This window comes from Thalassospira profundimaris, from assembly GCF_003326675.1.
Classification (GTDB): Bacteria; Pseudomonadota; Alphaproteobacteria; order Rhodospirillales; family Thalassospiraceae; genus Thalassospira; species Thalassospira aquimaris.
The window spans coordinates 25,965-47,218 of sequence record NZ_JPWF01000022.1; the positions used below are offsets into that span (position 1 = coordinate 25,965).

12 protein-coding genes are annotated in these 21,254 nt (G+C 48.0%); 6 read left to right on the plus strand and 6 right to left on the minus strand.

Annotation, left to right across the window (positions count from 1 at the left end; translation table 11 throughout):
• Positions 1 to 58: 58 nt before the first annotated feature.
• Both TH19_RS21005 and traI read left to right on the plus strand, forming a co-directional pair.
• Positions 59 to 433 carry a plasmid mobilization protein gene (locus TH19_RS21005; RefSeq protein WP_114104319.1) on the plus strand — a complete coding sequence of 125 codons (375 nt, stop codon included), beginning with the start codon at positions 59 to 61 and terminating at the stop codon, positions 431 to 433.
• Positions 430 to 1,539, plus strand: a complete 1,110-nt coding sequence (gene traI, locus TH19_RS21010) for a TraI/MobA(P) family conjugative relaxase (protein ID WP_114104320.1) — start codon at positions 430 to 432, stop codon at positions 1,537 to 1,539. Before TH19_RS21005 ends, traI begins: the two co-directional genes overlap by 4 nt.
• Positions 1,540 to 1,603: 64 nt before the next feature.
• Here the strand turns inward: traI and TH19_RS21015 are convergent, their stop codons facing one another.
• The 5 genes from TH19_RS21015 to TH19_RS21035 are packed head-to-tail and all read right to left on the minus strand — an operon-like array spanning position 1,604 to position 11,941.
• A complete protein-coding gene (locus TH19_RS21015) occupies positions 1,604 to 3,457 on the minus strand; it encodes a UvrD-helicase domain-containing protein (protein WP_114104321.1) in 1,854 nt (617 codons plus the stop codon).
• Positions 3,454 to 5,460, minus strand: a complete 2,007-nt coding sequence (locus TH19_RS21020) for an AAA family ATPase (protein ID WP_114104322.1) — start codon at positions 5,458 to 5,460, stop codon at positions 3,454 to 3,456. Before TH19_RS21020 ends, TH19_RS21015 begins: the two co-directional genes overlap by 4 nt.
• Entirely contained in the window at positions 5,450 to 8,677 is a 3,228-nt protein-coding gene (locus tag TH19_RS21025) for a type I restriction endonuclease subunit R (protein ID WP_114104332.1), read from the minus strand. The genes TH19_RS21020 and TH19_RS21025 overlap by 11 nt, the downstream gene beginning before the upstream one ends.
• A gap of 4 nt (positions 8,678 to 8,681) precedes the next feature.
• On the minus strand, positions 8,682 to 9,938 hold the full coding sequence (locus TH19_RS21030) for a restriction endonuclease subunit S (RefSeq protein WP_114104323.1): 1,257 nt from the start codon (positions 9,936 to 9,938) through the stop codon (positions 8,682 to 8,684).
• Positions 9,935 to 11,941, minus strand: coding sequence for a class I SAM-dependent DNA methyltransferase (locus TH19_RS21035; RefSeq protein ID WP_114104324.1), 2,007 nt, complete (start codon positions 11,939 to 11,941; stop codon positions 9,935 to 9,937). The genes TH19_RS21030 and TH19_RS21035 overlap by 4 nt, the downstream gene beginning before the upstream one ends.
• A 510-nt stretch (positions 11,942 to 12,451) precedes the next feature.
• Between TH19_RS21035 and TH19_RS21040 the strand changes: the two genes are divergently transcribed.
• The 4 genes from TH19_RS21040 to TH19_RS21055 all read left to right on the plus strand — a co-directional run bounded on the left by TH19_RS21040 (position 12,452) and on the right by TH19_RS21055 (position 19,684).
• Complete coding sequence (locus TH19_RS21040; RefSeq protein ID WP_114104325.1) at positions 12,452 to 14,071, plus strand: recombinase family protein; 1,620 nt, start codon at positions 12,452 to 12,454, stop codon at positions 14,069 to 14,071.
• Between the two features lie 328 nt (positions 14,072 to 14,399).
• Positions 14,400 to 16,025 (plus strand): hypothetical protein, encoded by a 1,626-nt coding sequence (locus TH19_RS21045; RefSeq protein ID WP_147250805.1) that lies wholly within the window; start codon positions 14,400 to 14,402, stop codon positions 16,023 to 16,025.
• A 7-nt stretch (positions 16,026 to 16,032) separates the two neighbouring features.
• Positions 16,033 to 16,809, plus strand: coding sequence for a hypothetical protein (locus TH19_RS21050; RefSeq protein ID WP_114104327.1), 777 nt, complete (start codon positions 16,033 to 16,035; stop codon positions 16,807 to 16,809).
• The gene (locus tag TH19_RS21055; protein ID WP_147250806.1) at positions 16,796 to 19,684 is read left to right on the plus strand and encodes a hypothetical protein; all 2,889 of its coding nucleotides are present in this window, start codon (positions 16,796 to 16,798) and stop codon (positions 19,682 to 19,684) included. Before TH19_RS21050 ends, TH19_RS21055 begins: the two co-directional genes overlap by 14 nt.
• 257 nt (positions 19,685 to 19,941) lie before the next feature.
• Here the strand turns inward: TH19_RS21055 and TH19_RS21060 are convergent, their stop codons facing one another.
• On the minus strand, positions 19,942 to 20,973 hold the full coding sequence (locus tag TH19_RS21060) for a helix-turn-helix domain-containing protein (RefSeq protein ID WP_258548072.1): 1,032 nt from the start codon (positions 20,971 to 20,973) through the stop codon (positions 19,942 to 19,944).
• Between the last annotated feature and the right edge of the window lie 281 nt (positions 20,974 to 21,254).

A 21,254-nucleotide genomic window follows, 5' to 3' on the forward strand; every position in this document is an offset into this window, starting at 1 on the left:
AAAGCCGGTGGCGAGATGAACGCCACCGGTACCTTTTTATCGATACTGGGACCATGCCATGGCCACCGAACGCCACGTCATCAAAACCTATCTTAACGACGAAGAGAAAGAGCGCATCGATCAGCTGGCCCATCAAATGCGCCTGTCCCGCTCGGAGCTGCTCAAACGATTGTTGATGAATGCCAAGCTGCCGAGTGCCAGCGACTTTGCCGCATGGCAGGGCATTCGCGATCTTCTGAAGGTCAATGCCGATCAGGCGAGATTGGGCAACCTGTTTAAACTCGCACTTGATGAGCCGCTTTCAGCAGATCTTCTCAAAAAATTCGATGATATGATCCGCGATATTGAAGAAACACAGGCAGAGCTCAAAATCTCCATTGGCGAGATCCGCGACCAGCTTCAAACGGGTAAACGCAAACAGGCCCAGTCATGATCGCGACTAAGATTGGCAAAAAATCAGGGGTGCCAGATAATTACACGCGCCTTGGCGAATACATCGCAGCAGCCGAGGAGAAAGATGAGAAACTCCATCAGTTCTGGATCCGCAACTGCGATGCCGGCACAAATATCGAGGATCTAAATCTGGCCCTTCTGGAAGTCGAAGCGGTGCGGCGGCAAAAGCCCGATATTGCCGACAAAACCTATCACCTTGTCGTTTCATTCCGGCCGGGTGATCAGGATAAACTAACCAAAGATGATCTGATGGCCATCGAGGCGGAATATGCCAAGGCACTTGGCTACGGCGATCATCAGCGTGTGGCGGGAACGCATATCAACACCGATAATTTCCACATGCATATTGCCTTTAACAAGGTGCATCCGGAAACGCTCAAGGTCATTACACCTCATAGAGACTTTAATATCCTCGCTAAGGTCTCGCGCGAGATGGAGAAGAAATACGGTCTCGCCATCGATCCTGGTATGACGGATGGCAAGGAGCGTGATCCAAACAAGCTCTCACCTGCTGCACGGAATTATGAAGCACATACCTGGCAGGAATCATTCCAGCGGCATGTATTGAAACATCGTGAGGAGATACTGGAAGGGTTAGAAAAGGCAAACACCTGGCAGGAAGCGCACGAGGTTCTCTCTGGGTACGACATAAGCATCAAGCTACGTGGTAACGGTATGGTCCTTATGAGCCCGGATGGCCAAGCCATGAAGGCCAGTCAATTGGATCGATCTTGTAGCAAAAAAATGCTCGAAGAACGGTTTGGGGTGTTTGAGGCGAAGCAAGCAAAACCACACAAGAAAGACGTCAAACCGAAACGCCGTTATAAGCAGCGCCCGCTTGTTCGGCACAGCAACACCCTTACCCTTTGGCGACGTTACCTTGGCAAGCGCAAGGGCCTGCACCAACAGCCCGGCTTGATGGTACGGGCTTTACGAAATTGGAAGATGTTTTTGCTGATGGAGGCACATCAAGATCCACTTGCCATCGTCTTGATTACGGCCCATTACGAGGCACTAAAAATAGTTCTAAACAAGCCACAAATTTCCCGGTCGTCGTCTCACAACGTCTTTCACAGGAGTCATTGAATAGCCCTTGGAATTTGACCTGAGACCTGTAGTTTTTGTTGCAGGAGCTACTGAAACTAATGTTTCACTCTGGTCCAACGACTGATGGCACTCCAGCAGGTGCCAACATCTCTTCAAGCCAGTTGATTGTAGGGCCGCGTTCAGCACACCGAGTAAAGAAAGCGCGTTGCATTGCACGTGTGAAAGCAACAAAAAAGGATTTTAGTTCCTCATCGGAAGTTGGTTTCAGGCTCCACCAACTTTGTGAATCGAGACCAAGAAAAATCATGGTGTGAAACTCTAGCCCTTTGCTTTTGTGAACGGTCATCAGTGGCGTCTGCCCTACGCCCTCAAACCGATTGAGTACCTCGTCCCAGCTTTGGGCATTTTCAGAGCTTTCGTGGAGCAAGAGCCCAAACCCAGTTTTCACGCGGGTGTAGTCTCGGTCGCGATTATATGCTGAAACTGCACTGCGAAAAACTTTTTCGTTAAGAAAATCTAGGGCTTTTTTGAAAACTTCGTCACAGCAGGCTTCGGAGGGTGCGTTTGCTCTCATGAAACATCTAAGGTCCAAGACAAACGCTTCAAGGTCAGCGAGGATCAAAGCTCCGCCGTCCTCATCTTCGGGTTCGATTCCCCGTAACGTTTCTTGAAGTTTGGTGGCAATCAGCCAGTCATCAGGAGATCGTTGACGTGCGCCAAGCTTTATTAGCGGAAGAACCGCTTCCGTCAGCTCTTCAGCCAGCAAGTCCTGAATGGCAATTTCTCCAACATTCCGTGCGACATTTCGCAGTATAAGACCTTTTCTCGCGAATATTGGTGAAAGCTCTGCTTCAACATCGTCAGCTCTCATCCGAACCAAAATTGCAACCTCATCTGGCGAAATTGTACCGGACCGCACCTGATTTGCGACCCAGTCGCTTATGCCCTCGCATTCTGCATCTGCTGTATCATAAGTCCAAATCGCTGCGATATCGTCGTCAATAGTTCTATCTGCTCTAGCCTGAACGACAGGTGTTTGGTCGTCAATGGCATGTGCTATGACTTGTTGGATGGCCACAAGATCTGCATGCGACCGCCAATTTGACAACAGTGCCACCTCAGTAGTCTGGAAGTCTGCCTCAAGGCGCTCAAAGCCATCCTTCATCGCCCCAGCCCAACCCATGATCCTTTGTTTATCATCACCGACAGCCGTCAACATGGCATTACTTCCTAGAAACGCGGTAGTTAGAAGCTGGTACTGGGCATAGGTTGTGTCTTGAAACTCATCCAAAAAAATAAATGGGTAGGTCAATCGCAACGCACGACGAACTTGTTCGTTTTCTCTTAGTAAGAACTCGGCTAGACGATTGAGCATCGGGAACGCCAAAAGGCTATCGTTCGGATCGCGAAGCGACTTGTCCCAATATGCCTTTACCATGCGTTTCCAACCATCCGAGAGGTCGGATTGATCGATCGGCAGGGCTGCATTCGTTATGTGGTAGGATAGCGTTTGACCCGACTGGTTCGGTGCACCTTGTACTCGCAAGAAATCATCCCAGTCACGTCGCCCTGGAAAAGCAATGCTGTAGGTAGGCGCAGGTGTATATGGAGCTGGAATGGCCGCCCCAAACCGATCAACCAAGCTTTTGGTGAAAGCGTCAAAGGTTAGAGAGTCGAAACGCCTTGCCATATCACTTGGGCAGCGCTGATGGACACGCTCAGCTAAGTTCTTAGCTGCATCTCTTTTGAAGCTAATGGCCAAAACCCTCTTTGGTGCAGGACATAGTCCCGTCTCTAAAAGGTAAGCTGCCTTCTGGGCAAGGAATTCGGTCTTTCCGGCTCCCGCACTGGCTACTACGGTAACGCTTTGGTTCGTCAGTCGTAGAGCGGTCATCGCTGCCGGTTCAAGCGCAGCAACCCCTTTTGGCGCCCAATCTTCTGCCGAGATAAAACTCATTGGTTTTCAACCTCGAGTGCTTCGGAAATTTTCTTTAGGAGTGCATTGAGCTCTTCTGGGCATTCATCGGAAAGATCATCATCCTCGATTTTGGAAATTGCTGCCAAATGCGTATCAGGTTTACTCGCTTGCATGAAAAGATATGAATACCAAACAAAATCCAAATCAAATGCATCGGGATAAAGCTCAGGCTTTCCGTTCTTCTTTAAGACAGTCTTCTTCCGTTTTGCAATCTGCTCAGCATTCGTCGAAGGCCCGTGGCCACCTGGATTATTCACGCGGTAGATATTTGGGAACGCCATCTCCATTGAAAAATCAATGTCGATAGGAAATGAATAGAACACATTCTTCTCGCGAAGCGCTTCGATCCAAGCGTCGCCTCGCAACGTTTCAGCATCCGCGTCAGGTTCGAACAAAGCAAATTCGTTATCTGTAATATCTGCCAAGTCGTCGACATCTATCGTCTCAGTCACGCTTGCAGCAATTGTATCAACCATGGACTCACCTACGTCCGCGAGCTCTGCAACGATGGTCCTCAAATTGTTTACCCCACCGTGCTGGCGTCCAAGGTCAAGATCGAGAAGTGTAGCATGGGGAATTTCGAGATCCTTTAACAAGCGCCAAAAATGGGAAACGTAACGCCCCCCGAGTGGCACGATAGGAACAAATGAACGATCTAAAGCAATGCCCTGCGCTTCCGCTATGCGGGGAAGTACTAACTGTTCGGAATCTCCCTCAGCAAGCACCACAAAACGAGCAAAATACAGTTCGGGATAAGCTCGAACAGCCAACCGTACATAGGCTCCAGCGTCACTTTCGCTTTCTGGCAATGTCAGTTCACGGACGTTGGAAATTGCCGTCATCTGATCTTGACGAAAGTACCGAATGCTCTCCGGCGTGACCCGTGACAGGATACTTGAACTGTGACTTGCTATCATGACTTGTGCGGTCGGCATTTGTCCAATGTCGGTCGCTAATTGCATTATCCGTGAGAGAAAAAATGGAGATAACGAATTTTCTGGCTCCTCAATCGCAAGAATAGTCAACGGAACCCGTCGCAATAGGGATTGATCAAACGGACAATCCTCAGCCTCTAAGGCGGCCGCATCTTGTTCGACTTCTAAAGTGGCGGCAGTCAGAGCAATTTGGAACAAGGATTTTTGACCATCACTAAGGCGGTCCAATTCGCGTTCCAACCCGGCTTCATCTGGTCTGAACCTTACTTCAGCTTGACCGATCAAGGACTCGAAACGGCCTTCTACAAGACGCAACACTGGTTCGGTGTCGGTGTCGGCTGCATGGACTTGGGACCATCGATTCTGGAGTCTCTCCTTGATGAACTCGACAGGCTCTTCTGTTGAAAATTCTTCTTGAATGGCAGCTGTATTGGTTGCAACGGCTTCAGATAAATCCGTAGACCACTTTGCGGCCCGCCAAAGACGGCCACGCAATAGGGCTTTAACTTGATCGTTTGCACTTCGGTTTGCCGGAACATAGATCATCTGAACTGCGGAGCGATCTGTGGCCGACACTCTAGGGCAGTCTTCCCAAACATATTCCTCATCCATGCGGGTTATCCATCGCATGTCTTCAACAACAGCTCCATCGGGCGTGCCATCTTCAACCCAAGTTGCTTGTAGTCTCACTCTTGCTTTAAGCGCAGTACCATCTTCAGTAGCGGCCATCTGGCGCCAAAACTCAGCTACCCCACCTGGATCATTTGCACCATCTTCGCCGAGTTCTGGGAATGCCAAAACCGCCTCGATGTAAAGCATCTTACCATCTGCAATTTCACCATCATCTTTACCCAGATGAAAATCCGTCTTCAGGACGGAACGCTGACTTCGGTTGATACCAAATAAGCGAGACAATGCGACGAGAGCGGCTGTCTTACCCGACCCATTCCCGCCAATCATTGTGGTCACACTGTCGGTGAGCCTCAATGTCGTTTGCTCTTGACCAAAACACCTAAAATTAGAGAGTCTGAGTTCCTCAATAATCATTGTAAACAACCCCTCCGGAGTAATGATTGGCTTGAGACCGCGCCTGCATTGCAAAAAAATCGAAAATTAGATCAGTCTTATTAACCAATTCTTCTTCGGAATAATCCTCAACCGGCAATCCCGTCCGATCATCATAGAGAAAATCATAGATTGACTGACGAAAACGGTCACGGGTCGATACCTTAGAGAAGATGTCCTGCACGTCCCGCATCTGCTTTTCGAGCTCTTTCAAAAGCGACACAGCGACCGACTTGATCTTCTTGATTTCAGCCTTCGAAAGGGCAGGCTTAAGCAGCATATCGAACACTGCGAGCTGCTCCTCGCTCTCAAGACCTTCTTTAACGTGGCGCTGCTGCTCTTCACTCATTTCAACTGACAGTTTCATAAGAGCTTCAAAGGTCGCCTCGATGGTGTTCTTGTCTTTTTCCTTGTTGTAATCGCGAACAATCTCGTCAAAGCGTTCCTGAAAATCAACGCGCAGCGGATTTTGCATCAACATCTTACGCAGCCGATTTTCAACAACCGTCTTCATATCCTGAACATCTGAACGCTTGCTCTCACTCTTCGCGAACTCTTTGCGCAGCAGGTCAAAGTTGATCTTCGAGATATCAAAAACCTTGTCACCTGAATCTACGTCGGCCTTGACGTCGATGGCGTCACTAACAATCGCATTCAGTTTCTGGATTATTGCCGAAGTGTCGGCTTTCTGACGATCTTCCTGCAGGGTCTTATAGATGAAATTAATCGCCTCATAATCCGAGCGATAGGCTTGGACACCTTCAAAAGTCAGACAAGCTTTGTATTTTCTGAATACAGATCGGGCTGAGATTTCAAACTTCTTGCGGCTCTCGTCATCAAGATTGACCGCTTCCTTGGCATCTACCAGTGCCTTGATCTTCGCAAAACCGGTTGTTGTACGCAACATATCAAGCTCAAAGCCGTTATCCTGAAGGAGTTTGCGGGCAAAACCGATTGCGCCTGACAATTCCCCCAGCAGTTCTTCTTCCGGATGTAGCGGGTCTTTCTCTGGTCCCTCGCCGTCAAAACCGTCTTCTCCCGAATGCCCCGCGAAGGTCGCCAGTGCCTTTCTAAGGTTCTTGAGGATACCGCAATAGTCGACAATCAGACCGTTATTCTTGCCCTCTTTCACACGGTTAGCGCGGGCAATTGCTTGCATCAACGTGTGGGCCTGAAGCGGCTTGTCGAGGTAAAGCGTCGAGAGTGACGGCACATCAAAACCTGTCAGCCACATAGCGCACACGATCACCACACGAAATGGATGATTTTCGCGCTTGAAGGCAGTTTCAAGATCCAGCCGCTTGCCATCTTCCAGAATGAATCCTTCTTTCATGAGTTTGCGATGCGGCCCGATATCAAGGCCCCATTTGCGGAACCGATCCACTTCGCCCTGCTCGTCGCTAACCACAACCGCAATTTCGGTTTCACGCATCCAGGAAAGATGTCGTTCCCGACCCAAAAGATCCTGATCATCGCGCGCATTTTTCAGGTCGGCTTCCAGCGACGCTATGAGAGACTGCCATGCTTCCTTGATAAAGCCATGCATCCGAACCGCAGTGATCTTGTCAATCGTGACGAACATCGCCTTACCCGTTTCCCAATTGGTCGAGTAATGGCTCGCAAAGTCATGAGCGATATGACGCAAACGTTTTTCTGCCGTGACGACGTGATACTCGCGTTTCATCTCGTCTTCGAGCTTCGCCGCAACATCTGCATCTTCAATTTCCGCAGCCTCAATTACTGCAGCAAGTTTTTCGTTCAGCCCTTCGACTGTAAGGCCCAGTTTGTCGCCGCGCGCATCGTAATATAGCGGTAAGGTCGCGTTATCTTGGATCGCCTTTTGGAAGTCATAGGTCGACACGTACCCGCCAAACACGCGCTGGGTAATCTCGTCACTGGTGAAAAGTGGTGTGCCGGTAAACCCGATATAGCTGGCATTCGGCAACGCATCACGCATGTTCATTGCCAACGTTCCATATTGGCTACGGTGCGCTTCATCCGTCATGACAATGATGTTGTCGCGGGTCGAATATTCCTGCCCGTCTTCGATCTTCTGGTTAAACCTGTGAATCAACGAAAAGATAAAAGCCTTCTGCTCGCCCAAGTATTCCTTGAGCATCTTGCCGCTTTCAGCCCGACATGGGTCCTTGTCATTATTCACAAGCCCTACACCCGCGAAGGTTTTGTAAATCTGATTATCTAGGTCCAAACGGTCCGTCAGCACCAGAAAGGTAAAGTTTCCACCAAGCTTTCTACGCACCTTTTGTGCAAAAAAGGCCATCGAATAGGACTTTCCCGATCCTTGCGTATGCCAAAACACACCAAGTTTTCCGTGCTGTTTTTTGCGATCAATGACGGACTGCAATGCACGATTGACACCAAGATACTGATGGTTTCGCGCAACAATCTTGATGAGCTTGCCCGTGCTGTCATCAAACAATGTGAAGTTTTCAAAGATATCCAGGAAGTTTTCCCGTTTGCAGACGCCTTTGAGCAAGGTTTCCATCTGCACAACGCCCTTGTCACCCTCTGCCAGACGCTTCCAATCACTGAAATGCTCATACTTTGCCGTGATAGAGCCAATCTTAGCCCTCTCACCATTGCCAAACATCACAACTGCATTGAAATGGAAAAGCTGCGGGATCGTGTCCATATAGTCGCGGAAATTGCCTTCATAGGCACGACGCAAAGACTTGTCCTGACGCTTCAGCTCGACAAACAGCAAAGGCAACCCATTCACAAATCCAACTACATCCGGTCGACGGCGGTGCCCATTGGGACCACGGACCCACATTTCGCGAACGCAGAGGAAATGATTGTTATCGATGTCTTTGTAATCAAAGACCTTCAGACGACTTTTCTTGATTTCTCCGTCTTTTTTATAACTGGCCAGCACTCCATCGCGGATTAGTTCATATTTCTCACGATTGGTCTGAACGATAGATTGGAAACCAAGCGTATCTGTGATCTGGCGGAGTGCTGAGCTATAGGCCTCATCAGGCAGACCCGGATTTAGGCGAACCAGCGCTTCGCCCAGATGACGGGTAAGAACGACATCCCGGTCTGATTTCCGGCCCAGTGTTCCTTCCGGACCAAAAATCTCGGTGTTGAACGTAAAGATGTTGTCCCATCCCAGGTCATCCTGCAAATAGGATGCAAGCGTTTCCTGGGCCAATCTGTCTTCGGTAAAATCGTTCATCAGTTCAGACTTCCAACCTCCCATCCATGAGGCGTGGTAGTAAAAGATCTCGGGCTCTGGCTAACTGGTCCGATTGAGATGCCAATATTTCAATCTGCTTTCTGATCGTCCCCGCCAAATCGACGAAGTCGGTTTGCAGGTGGTTCGGGGCGCAAAGGATTGGGACATTTTTCAGAGCACCAGCGCTCAAGTTCAGCATTGTTGAACCTCGCGCCTGATTAGCGATAAATCCGGCAGTAGATGCCGACCCGAGAGTTTCAAAAAGATACAGTGGTCTTATTTTATTAGCATCAGGTCTAATGCGAAGGCATCCAGTACCACAGAAAAAGCCGTCTTCAGGTTCACCAATTAATGCGCGGCGACCAATATCGCCGCGGCGTCCATAAACGATATCACCAACAGACATCACGTGCCGACCAAGCTCGTGAGCTTTTTCTTCTGGTATTCGTGCTATTGTATCGGTGGATATTCGAAAACCCTTTAGGTCCTTGGGCATAACGACCGGCACGCCCTCAAAAGTGTAGTCTGATTGATGCAATTGACTGCCAAACGGACCAGTCTGAATTCCGTTTTTGCCAACACAGAGTTCAGGAAGCAGGCGAATGCTCCACCCCTCCGGCACGCCGTCGATGATTTTGACGTGTTCGTGGCCGGGAAAGCGGAAATGGACAAACCATTCGCGATATAAAAGCCGCACCGCTTCCTCCAACAACGCAATCCGTCGCCGGTTGTTCTCGATCAGCTCGTCATAGGCTGAGAGAGCAGAGGCGATGCGTTTTTGGGATGCAAGGTCGGGAACTTTAACTCGGCAGGCCAATATTCGATTTGGGCTGGTATGTCGAACTGTTGCGCCACTCGCTGAACCTCGAATTTGCCCTCTATAATCATGGGTATTAAAAAGATGGTAGAAGAAACCTTTATCAGCCTCAACTCCCTCTTTCAGAGTAACTAGGCCAAGCCTCTGGTTGTGGAGATAAATGTTATCCTCTGGGATCACGAATGATCCGCCCAACACTGGAGCAGTACCCACTAAGTCAGTCATTACGACTAAAAGATCGCCTTTCTTAAGCAAATACCCCTTAGGTACCTCACCGGTATAGCGTTTCTCCTTGTCGCCTTTCGCTTTGAATCCACCATCATTATGACAGTTTCCCGGGGTCAAGACGACGTACTCTCCGTCATTTCTGAAGAATTCACCTTTGAATGCAAACCCATGTTTGATTTCGACAAATTCACCAATTGTTGTCTCAACCCAACTCATACGATCAACTCTTCAAAATTCTTCTTGATTGTTTCGGCCAAGATCACCGCTTCCAAGTTCAATCCATCAATTTCAATATGGATGTCGCGTAGCGCTTCTTCGAAATCGAAGTCCTCATCCTCCACTTCCGGGGCCACGCCGACATAGCGTCCCGGTGTCAGGCTCCAGTCATTGGCCTTGAGCTCATCGCGACTGACGAGCTTGACCAGCCCCTCGACATCGCAAAGCTCTGCATTAGGAAAACGCGTTTGTAACCACTCAGCCTGAGTGTGGAAGTAGCGTGCCATCTTTAGGTGCTCGGTCACATCATGACGCGCGGCATCAAGTTCATTCAGGCGCTTTTTGCCCTCTGCCGGTTTGGTGCCCTCTTGCACCTCCTGTTCGTGCACACGGGTTGCCAGCTTGTTGAGATGGTCGATTTCCTTGGCCAAAGCCTTGGCCTGATCCGCCAAAGGCTCAAATGCAGTGGCTAAGTCTTTCAGTCCTGAATTGTCTCGCACGGAGCCTTCCCAATGTTCCGCCTTAGCTACTTTTGCCTTCTCGGCTAGCAGATCTATGTCGGCTTTGATGGTTTCCGCTAATGCATCAAGTTCGTCGTTCTTATGCGCGGCGGTTACGGCATCAATCGCCTTGATAAGGCCGGAAAAATCGCATGCCTGCATTTGGGTGTAGGCTGTTTTCAGATAGCTTTCGACAAGCCCTAGGAACCGATCCGTCTGGCCGCGATAGAGCCAGACAATAGCCGTGATGTTCTGTTGTTGCTCCGGCGTGAAATCGAAAATCTTGCGCGTTACCTTGCGGTAGATATTCCGCGCATCGATCATCAGCACCTTGTCTTTGAGGTGCTCGGGCTTGCCTTTGTCAAAGAACCACAGCTCACACGGGACGGAGCGTGTGTAGAAGAAGTTGCCCCGAATGGCGACCATCACATCGACATCGCCGGTCTTGATCAGCGCTTCACGCACCTTGGCTTCACCGCCACCGGCGGATGATGCCTGCGAGGACATGACAACGCCGGAGCGCCCGGTCGGTGACAGGTATGAATGAAAGAATGACATCCAGACATAGTTGCCATTGGAAACCTTGCCGCCCTTGTTCACCCCCGGCAGGCCGAATTCCAGACGCGGATCATTCTTGATTTTCTCGGCGTCAATTTCATCTACGTTGAATGGTGGATTGGCCATCACGAAATCGGCTTTGCCGACCATGTCGTGCGGGTCTTCGTAATAGGAAATCGCCTTTTGAATATCGCCTTCCAAGCCATGAACAGCGAGGTTCATTTTTGCCAGGCGAATGGTCGTTGGGTTCTTCTCCATCCCGTAGAACGTCACCCGTTCATTCGGATTGGCTTTCATCTTCTCGATGAAATGCGCAGACTGCACGAACATGCCGCCCGACCCACAAGCCGGATCAATGATCTTGCCATGGTCTGGTTCGATTACGTTGACGATGGTCTGAACGATGGAGACAGGAGTGAAGAACTCACCGCCATCGTGGGCCTTCTGATCGGCAAACTGTGTCAGGAAGTACTCGTAGATTTTACCGAAAACGTCGCCGTCTGCCTTTTCAAGTGCGGGGTCGTTGAATGTCCGCAGAAGCTGGCCAATGTCGTCGTCACCCAGTTCCTGGTATTCGGCCTTGGGCAAGGCACCCGCAAGTGATTCATAGTCCCGCTCTATGCTGTCCATCGCGGTCATAATCGCACCCGCTCTATCCCCGCCATCAGGAACCGTAACCAGATGATCAAATTGAGCTTCTGGCTTTAGGAAAATTGAGCCGCGTTGCGAGAAGTCTTCCTTGGTCAGCTGACGTGTGACGCCGCCACGAGATGGTAGCGTTGCTTTGATTTCGTCTTGGACGCGGAGGAACCGGCTGTAGGCATGGCGCAAGAAAATCAGCCCCATGACGGGCATGAAATACTCATTGCTCGCGAAGTTTGAATTCGCGCGGAGATGGTCCGCTACAGACCAAAGCCGCTTTTCGATTTCACCGATGTGTTCCATCTAGACCTTTGTGTTTTCTTTTTCGGTCAAGGCGATCAGCCCAACGACCACCATTTATTAAGTGACTTATAGTGCTATCAGGGCGACCATCTCATGTTTGTCAGCCCACGTTCGGTTACCAAAAAATAATTCTAAATCATTTCATCAATACGCTTAGCAAAACCGTACATGCAACAAATCCAATAGCTCGGTTGCATTATCACTTTTCTTTTCCGTTGAGCATGGCACCGCCATGCGAATAAGCAGGAAGCCCGTTTGGGCTGTTTGGTGGGCCCACCAAACCTATCCTGCCCCCACAACGACAGGTGAAAGTTGTGCCATCTCGTGCACCATCATGCAATCTTTTGCATTTTCGTGCAATCTTATGCACTCTCATGCAATCACATGCAGCGCATTGTATTTACAGGATTTTCTTAAATACCTATCCTTAAGAGAAATCGCTGTTTTACCCTTGCGCATCAGCAATCCCGAAAGGTAATCAATCTGATCCAACCTTCGAGGATACAATCAGTGCATGTAGCAATCTACGCCCGCCACTCAACGGACAAACAGGAAACCAGTACCCAGGATCAGATCCGACGCTGCCGAGAATATTGCAGCGTCAGAGGCTATCAGGTTGCTGACGTGTTTTTTGACGAGGGCATTTCAGGTTCTCACATTGCAAACCGCCCTGGCATCGGTGCCCTTCTAGTCGCAGCACTCAACGGACGATTTGAGGGTGTCGTGGCGGAAGATTTGAGCCGCATCAGTAGAGACCAGGCCGACACTGCCAATTTCTTCAAAAAGATGATGTTCTTGGGTCTTCCTGTTGAGACCGTCACAGATGGGGTAATCAACGAGCTGCATATTGGCCTGAAAAGCACTATGAATGCGCTCTATCTAAAGGATCTGTCTGACAAGACCCATCGTGGGGTGATCGCAGCTGTTCTGCGTGGAGGTGTTCCTGGCGGTCAACTTTATGGCTACGATCTTGTGCATGCCCTTGACGAATTTGGCGAACCCATCCGAGGGAAACGCAAAATCAACGACGAACAAGCTACTGTCATCCGCGAGATATTTGAGTATTACGCGGAAGGCAGAAAGCTGAAACACATCTGCGACGATTTGAACCGGCGCGGAATTGACTCCCCCAAGGGTGGGAAATGGGCACCTTCAAGCCTCGTTGGCTCGTTTGTCCGACAAACCGGAATGCTTCGCCAAACGCTCTATAACGGCGTCGTCACCTTCAACAAAATGCAGTACCGCAAACATCCGGAAAACGGCAAACGCCTATCAATCATGCGTCCGGAAAAGGAATGGATCACAGTTCCAATCCCCGAACTTGCCATCATTGACGATGAGACTTTTGCAAAGGTCCAGAAGGCTCTTGATGAACGATCCAGCAAACACCTTCAGCGCAAAATGATGCCCACTGTGATGACGGAAGAGGAGAAGCGCGAGACGTCCATTCGCCGCTCAAGGGAATGGCGTCGCAAACAGGCTGTCACGAAGAAGCGTGCCAATGCGGTGTTTGGCGGCAAACTCTATTGCGGGGAGCACGATCAGAAAATCACGGCGACCTATGCAAAGCATTATTCCTGCCCTGTCAAAGGCTGCGCGAACAGGAACCTTCACTATGACGAGATTATCAAGCTGGTGTTGGGTGCCATCGCTGACCTTGACGAGGCAAAGATCATCGAGCATTTCGAGAGCGATGAAATCCAACAATTTCGCGCTTATCACACACGCGAGATTGAACGCCTGAATCAGCATCTAGAGGATCTTCGCGCCAGCATCAATAAGGTTGTCGATGCCTTGGGCCCAGACGCACGTTCAGCTGAAATACGTGCATTTTTCGACGACAAAGCAGAACAGATCCAACGTACGAAACTCGACCTCGCCCATCATAAACAAGCGCTCGCAGACAGCGCGCCTCCCAAAAAACTACATGCCATTGTGGAGCGTCATCAAAACCTCTTGGCGAAACTTGCCGTATGGTCTCGAGATTCTAGCGCAGTAAACCCGTTACGTCAGGTCATTCTCAAACTTACAATCGCTACCAACAAAGTAGGAAACAATTCGGATCTCCAACACACATGCAGTGCGGATTTTGACTTCCCTGCGATAGTTACCTCCCAAAAGAATGGATAGATAGACCGGCAAAATTCTGCCTATCAAAATGCGAAGTCATTTTGGCGACCACACAGGATCCCATGCGTAAAAAAATTATCCGAATTGGCTCAGCCTCGTATCAAGAGATCCAAGATTAGTAGTTGTTTGTGGGCACAAAAATCAAAAACCGCGTTCTTTCCGGCCTTGGCAAAACTTGTAGTTGCACCCATGACTCCTTTTCGCCAAAATAAGAAATAAGTAATGTTGCCTTTTGGGGAGAGGCCCGTTGGACGCGAGAGTAAATAATGCCGGCGACTTCATGTACCGGATGTATCTAGAAAGTTCAGACCTACAAGTGGGAGGCCGCTTGGGAAAGGTTTATACACTTGGCCCAACGGGCACAAAGGTGGGCTTTGCTTACCAGCAATCACGCGCGTTTGCGTTAGCTACAGAATTCTCAAATAGCAACGCCTCAGAAACGAAAAACAAGGCGATTGCTGTTATCGGTGCCGGTGTAGGCGGTTTGACTTTGGCCTGTGCCTTGCTTGCGGTGGGATACCCCCGAGTTTCGATTATCGAAAAATACACTGACGTCTTGGCAGATCAGGCAGAGTCATCCCACAGACTTGTCCATCCCAGTTACAATTCCTGGCCACTAGCTGATACATTCTCTTCAACAACAGACTTCCCATTCTTCAATTGGTATGCCGGTCCCTGTAAATCGGTGATCAGAGGCCTCAGGAAGGAATGGGAGTTGAACTGGAAATCAGACTTTTCTGAACGCTTCATTGGCGGCACTACGGTTAGCAGCATTTCGGTTGATGAAGAAAAGGTGATCGTGCGCACATTAGATTGCAACGAAGAAGAAAAGGAACGGCAGTTCGACGTTGTTTTTGTGGCGACAGGGTTTGGTGAAGAAAACGGTCTGCTGATCCGAGAAGAAGGACAACCTACAAAGAGGAGTGTTCGCTATTGGGATCATGAAAATCTTCAACGGTATACACTAAACCCCAAACTACAGCAGTTTCTCTGTATTGGAACCGGTGATGGAGCACTTATAGATTGTGCTAGACTGGCTTACAAAACTGACGTGTTCGAGCTTGCTTCAGAATTGATGGGTGCCCTTTCACTAGGGTTCTCGGATAACTCGGGATTTCACAAGAGAGACCCATCGACATTTGAGGAATTTATTCGAGATTCAGAAGTCAAAGCGCGAACAACAACAAACTATCATGAGCAATGCAAAATTCTTGATGAAGAATATAGAAAATTTGTTTCCCTCTTCGATGTACAGGTTAATAACGTACTATCAAAAGGGCTCTTTTTTAACGAGACCTTCTACAAGGACCGTAAAATAGTTCTGTGCGGGAAAGATCCGACACCATTTAACATCGCATCAACGCCAATTAATAAAATCATCCTAGCATATATGCTTAAAACTGGCGCCGTTTCTTACCAACAAGGAGAAGTTAGTTTATCCGATGACGACACTACAATAACCGCAATAAATTTTGCTGATGACCAATTTAATCTCAATATATACGATTTTGATTATGTAGTCGTTCGCATAGGCGCATCGCCACCTGTACATAATCTCTGCGCCCCCTCGCGAAATGCTGAACAGCACCCGTCCTCGACAGAGCAGCAAAAACTTAGTGACATGCCTCACACTCATTTCCCAATTGAGGATTTCTTGCGCCTAGCGAATGGACATAGAAAAGCAATTGCAATCCCAAAATCCGAAAAAAGATATCAAGCGCTAGAAAAGAAAATCGATGCACTAGTCCACGATATATCTGGAGGTAGAAAGCTGAGCTCGCCGCGAGTGGTCCTCTACAAAGAACATCCACGCCAGATAGCATTAGCATTTAATTCTTCAGACTTTTTTGACTTATCACAGAAAAAAATGGGTGGTGTTGTCAGTCACCTATTTGGCGTCCCAGTTAAGGTGGATCAAAGCGGCGGAGAAAACGTCGAATTGTCTGGAGTGTAAGACAAGCATGCAAAAAACTTTAGCGCAAACCAGTGACGTAAAACCGAACCGAAATGCTGTAGCTGATCCGACTACTTGGTTGATTGCAACAAACCGCTCAAGGACAGCGTACACACTCGTTTTGCGAAAGAGGGCACAGAAGGTTTTAGAGGTTGGCGAAGTACACGAAACTGATGGAATAGTGCTGTCGGGCAGGCCGACATTTCCCGCAAAAGCTAGAAAGGCTGTTGATCTCGTTGCTGCAGTTGAAGTCTCCTGGAAAAAGCACAAACCATCTTTTGTTTCCAGATGTAACGATCCGTATTCTGCACTAGGGAGTGAATGTCACTTTTATGGTTCTCGCAAAGTAAAAATGAAACTGACTTCATTGAACTGCTCTGTGAAAGCCCCAGCGGGCGAAGGGGTCGACTATTTGAACGGTTTCATGGAGTTCAAAGTTTTAACCGGAAGCAAACGCCTTGAGCTTGATCGCAAAATAATATGCGACGAACGAGGTCGAGCACTTGGACTTCCAGTCGCACAATCAGAAACTGCCGTTTATGCAATTCCAATAGCAGAGTGCTTAAGGAATCTAGAGCTGGTGTGCGAGAAAAAAAAACACAGAGCAATTGATTGGATTAGGGAAGGGTACGACAACTTCAAAGAATCTTTCCAAAATCGACAGAAATCAAAACATTTCACTGAGACTTATACTAACAATGCCAAAGACCATTCCAAGGATACTGGGATATTAAATAGTATATATAAAGCGTCGTTAGTAGGTGGTATAATTGAAAAAAAATAAATCAAAATTCATTCAAAGAGCTGCCTTCGTCCATAGAGAGTTGGCCGGTGAAAAAATACGGAAAGATAGCGATTCAAAACACCAATCGAGAAAAAATGACCCTAGAAAGTATATTTATGTATATGACCCTAGTGTAATCGTGTCTTTTTGTGCTCCCTGGTTTCATGCTCAAGACCGAGAGGACTTAGAACGGAATCTTGGGATTATATTTCCCTCCAAATGGATGAGTAGAAACAACCCGAACCGGGAGAAAATAAAAGAGCGACTATCGTATGAGCACGGCATTAAGGTTATCAAGTGTCTCTCCGAGCACTCTTTGTTGGATCTGTATACTAACGAGGTCTCCGACGCGAACCATTTGAGCTGCTTGCTTCCAGCGCATTTTTCTGAGCTGGAAAAAGTTTATCAGAATGTCGCGAACAAGCTGCAAAGATCAGGGATTTCAATTGGAGAGAACGATTCTGATAGAAGACGCCAGTTTGAAAAACAAAAATTGATAGGTTTTCTCAAGCAACGTCTATCTGAGTTCGATTGGAAAGACGGCTCTCTCTTAGATGACAGCATTTCCAAAGCCCTGGAATTTCTTGCTGGTCATTACACAATTTCCGATGGATTTGATGCTCAAAAAGAATGGGATAGGTTTGTCGCACTTAATCAGCTATCCGGCGGCTTTCATTCTCTCGAAACCGTATACGGTCAAATCGACATCTCTGCGAATGATAAGCAAGTTATACAGAAGTATTTTCTGAATGTGCACAACGATGTTTCTGGACAGATTTTTCGGAAGGTTACTGCTCATTGGGAACGCAGAATCTCGCGACATAAATCACGTGAGCACATAGATGGGATTACTATAGATTCTCATGCGATGGCTGATTTGTACCTACTAAACAGAGAGCTTTACAAAGCGCAAAGCGCTTTACGGTTTGTCTTGGTTACGGCAGACCGGAGTTTGGTGAAAGCCACTTACGGTGGAATTACCTCTGAACAGTTAATTCACGGAGAAGAACTTCTTGGCGAAGAGATTAGAGAAGATAGCGCCGAGTTTAACTCTCAGTTCGCAACGGAGTGCGTTAGACATATCTGGGCATCAATGACTGACGCGATTGAAGAGGCCCCAATTGAATGGGGGAGGGAAAATTCGACGGACGAAGCAATAACGCCAGATCATAATGAGCACGTTTATCAGCTTTTTGCCGGTTTTTTCGCGAAATTCGCAGATACCACAGACATTTCCGTTAAAGATCTTGAGTTTATAGCATCCCAACAACACGTCGATTTTGGCACAGTTTATGAAAACATTGATATCGACGAGGTAATTATAAGATGGTGTGATCTGTCGGTAGACGTCTTTAATACTCTTGCGCTTAGGGAGACCGAACTAGGCAAGGAAAACGTTAAAAAAATCATCAAAGAAACAATTGAACAAGTTTTACATATTGAGAAAACAATAAACGGGCATTCGATAAATTGGGATGAAATATCTGATGTAATTGACGAGCGAATTAGTCAAGCGAAAGACGCACTAACGATTGATTTGTCCGATGCAGGTATTGGTGCATTAATAAAAGCCAATCAGATCGGCGTAGAAGGAACACCCGATTTATCCTTTTCACTTTTCCCTTCTGTATCAGATATAATAAAAAAAATATCATTAAACAAGTACTCATCAAAGAAACAATTCACACAAGACTTCGACAACCTTCATGAATTTGAAAACTACGATAATTCAAGTAAAGCACCCGATAATAGAATTCGCTGCTATTTTACCTATCTCGTTCTAGGTGCTATGTTTGCATCCGCAGATAAATGGTCAGTTGCTGCAGAGCACGCAGCACTCGCAACTGACATAGTTTACCGTTCTGCTCTTCGGTCTTCTAGATTGGTCGCACGTCTTCCACGGGAACGAACGTCAGATGGAAAACGCAAGCATATCAATGGTAGAGAGGCGTTGTTTCTGTCATCTGTTGCAAAGCGTATGACAGCAAACTCGCTGAGTGATCTAGAAGAGTCCGAGGCTGATTTGATCCGATCGGCCGGCTTCATGTTCCAAGACCATGACGAGTTACGCCCACTTCTAAAAGACGGTCGCAATCAACTACCTTTCGGCGATCTTGAACTCATTTACAAGAGCTCTCCTCTGCGTGACGAACAACTTAGAAATTGGGCAAAAGCTGTACAAAGACATTTCGCGCTCGAACCAATTATGCTGGCTAAGGTTCCTGCCGAGCATCTTCTTCGCTATTCGCAAGAGTTTCTGGCGATTGCTTTAGCCAAATTCTACATATCAAAATCTGAAGGTGATGATTCTCTTGCGTCCGAATTTTTCAGAGAAGTAATGGAAAACGCTCAAGTGTCTTCTAGAGCAGTCCGTTACGTCGAGAGAAATGAAGGCCTATCTAACTATTCGAGTGGTGCCGTATTCGCAGCCATCAACATTATTCAGTCTTCAATTTTAGCAGAAATAGGGCACGATATTGGCTGGATTAACTCTATACCGCCATATGGGCATGAAAATTTAGATTGCGGACTAGATATTGTTTTTGAATATGCAATGTTGCCTTGGTTACAGCGGAAAACCCCGGGGAAACCACGCCTGCCAATCTCAAAACTCGCGTTGTTTTATGTTATTGTTGGCTGTTTAATTTCAAAAAATGAGCGTTACAATAAATATTTCGATTGGTCGACTTTTGAGAAACTCCTACCTTCCATCCGGTCATCTAAAGTGACAAACTATGACCATTCCCGATATGGGATGCTTCATGAATTTGCCATAAACAGAATAAAGCAGGATGATCTCTCTAGTAATAGCCTATCCAAGAGCGATGACTTCAAGATCAGTGAGAGCTCTCTCGGCCTAGGCCCGTTTTACTAAATAATAGCGCGAGACGGTTATCCACCTCCAAGCTGCCTCCTATGACTTGAACTATAGGTCGTCTGTACCGTTCTTCTGTGACACCGCAGCTCCCAGGGAGCCGTAGTTTCTGTGGAACGGCTCAATGTGCTGCCACCATATACCGCGAAGCACAAAGCGCTCTCAAGACCGTAGATTGGCCCCAATCAGCATCCCACATCGCTCTAGAAACACACGCAGAAGATAGAATCAGCTGCCCACACTGACGAAGCCTCCACTTAAGCTAGGCTCACCCCGTTGATTACGATCCCTAGAATATCTGCCTGACGGCAAATCTCCGGAAGTAAATGGTTTTGAGCTATATCGCGGGCACATCGACTATTCGCAGATAATAGCAATACATCTTCCCGCAATGTGGCGTTAATCTTGGGCAACCACGCCCCCGGATTTCGGCACCCAGGTAGTTCCCTTTTAGAAATTATTTGGCATATTACACGCCATACATCAGGTGCAGATTGATCATACACTTGCGGTAATTGAGAACACTCATCGGCCAACAGGACACCTGGTTGCAAATCGGCAAGGGCATCCAGTAGCGCCAACCGAGAAGGTCTTTTTCCCTTCTGTCGCAAACCATCAAGCTCCAGCCTAACGGCATCTAAACCAAAGCGGTCAATCGCTTCATTCACCCGTAGACACGCATTCGCCAATGTCCAGGGCTCCGAACACAATCGCTGCCACTCTCTAGCTAAAATCAAACATTGATCATCGACGGCAGGAAGGACGGTTGCTCCGGTTCCAGAAACAGTATTTTCCTGTTCCTTTTCATCCGTGTTTTCTTCTTTATCCGTGTTCTTCTTATTGGAACCGGCACTACGTGCCGGTTTAATACCGGAATCAGATGCCGGTTTAAGGGAACCAGATGCCGGTTTAGAACCAAGACCAACCAATTGATAAGAGTTGCGATTGCGAAGTCGGCCAACAGCTCGGCTTAGCTTGGCGACCAACCCAAGTTCGCTCAAACGTTTAAGCGCCTGACGCACCTTGCGATCAGACAAACTTGCTTCGCGTGCAATCGTCTCAATCTTCGGAAAACATGCTTGACTGCGATCATTGACGTGGGATGCCAGAACAATGGCAACGCAGATCTCAGCTGTCCTTAAATCAGGATGATGAAGTATCTTGGTCTGCACCCAGTGCCAACGGGCAACGGCAGATGTTCCGATGCATGCAGATTGCTCTGCAACTGCGCCGGTTTTCGCTTGGGAATATGAAAATGTCATGCGTGGTATCGGCCAGAGTTCAAGCATCGCATTTGTTCTTGACAAAGCGATCCCGTCGCCTAAACTCGAACCCAGATTTCCGAGGGGCCAAGTTTAAGCCTTTCCAAGAACCCGCTGCGCCAACAGCGGGTTTTTTTATTGTCTAAATTCTTGAAAAGTCTGGGAAAATGAAACTCGGTTGCGCCGCCTCCTCTTGATGAGGGTATGCGCCCGAACTTTTCTCTTGTTTCGCGAATCCGTCGAGTCTATATCTCAAAACTCGACGGATCGGAAAGAGTGGTTGCGGGGGCAGGATTTGAACCTGCGGC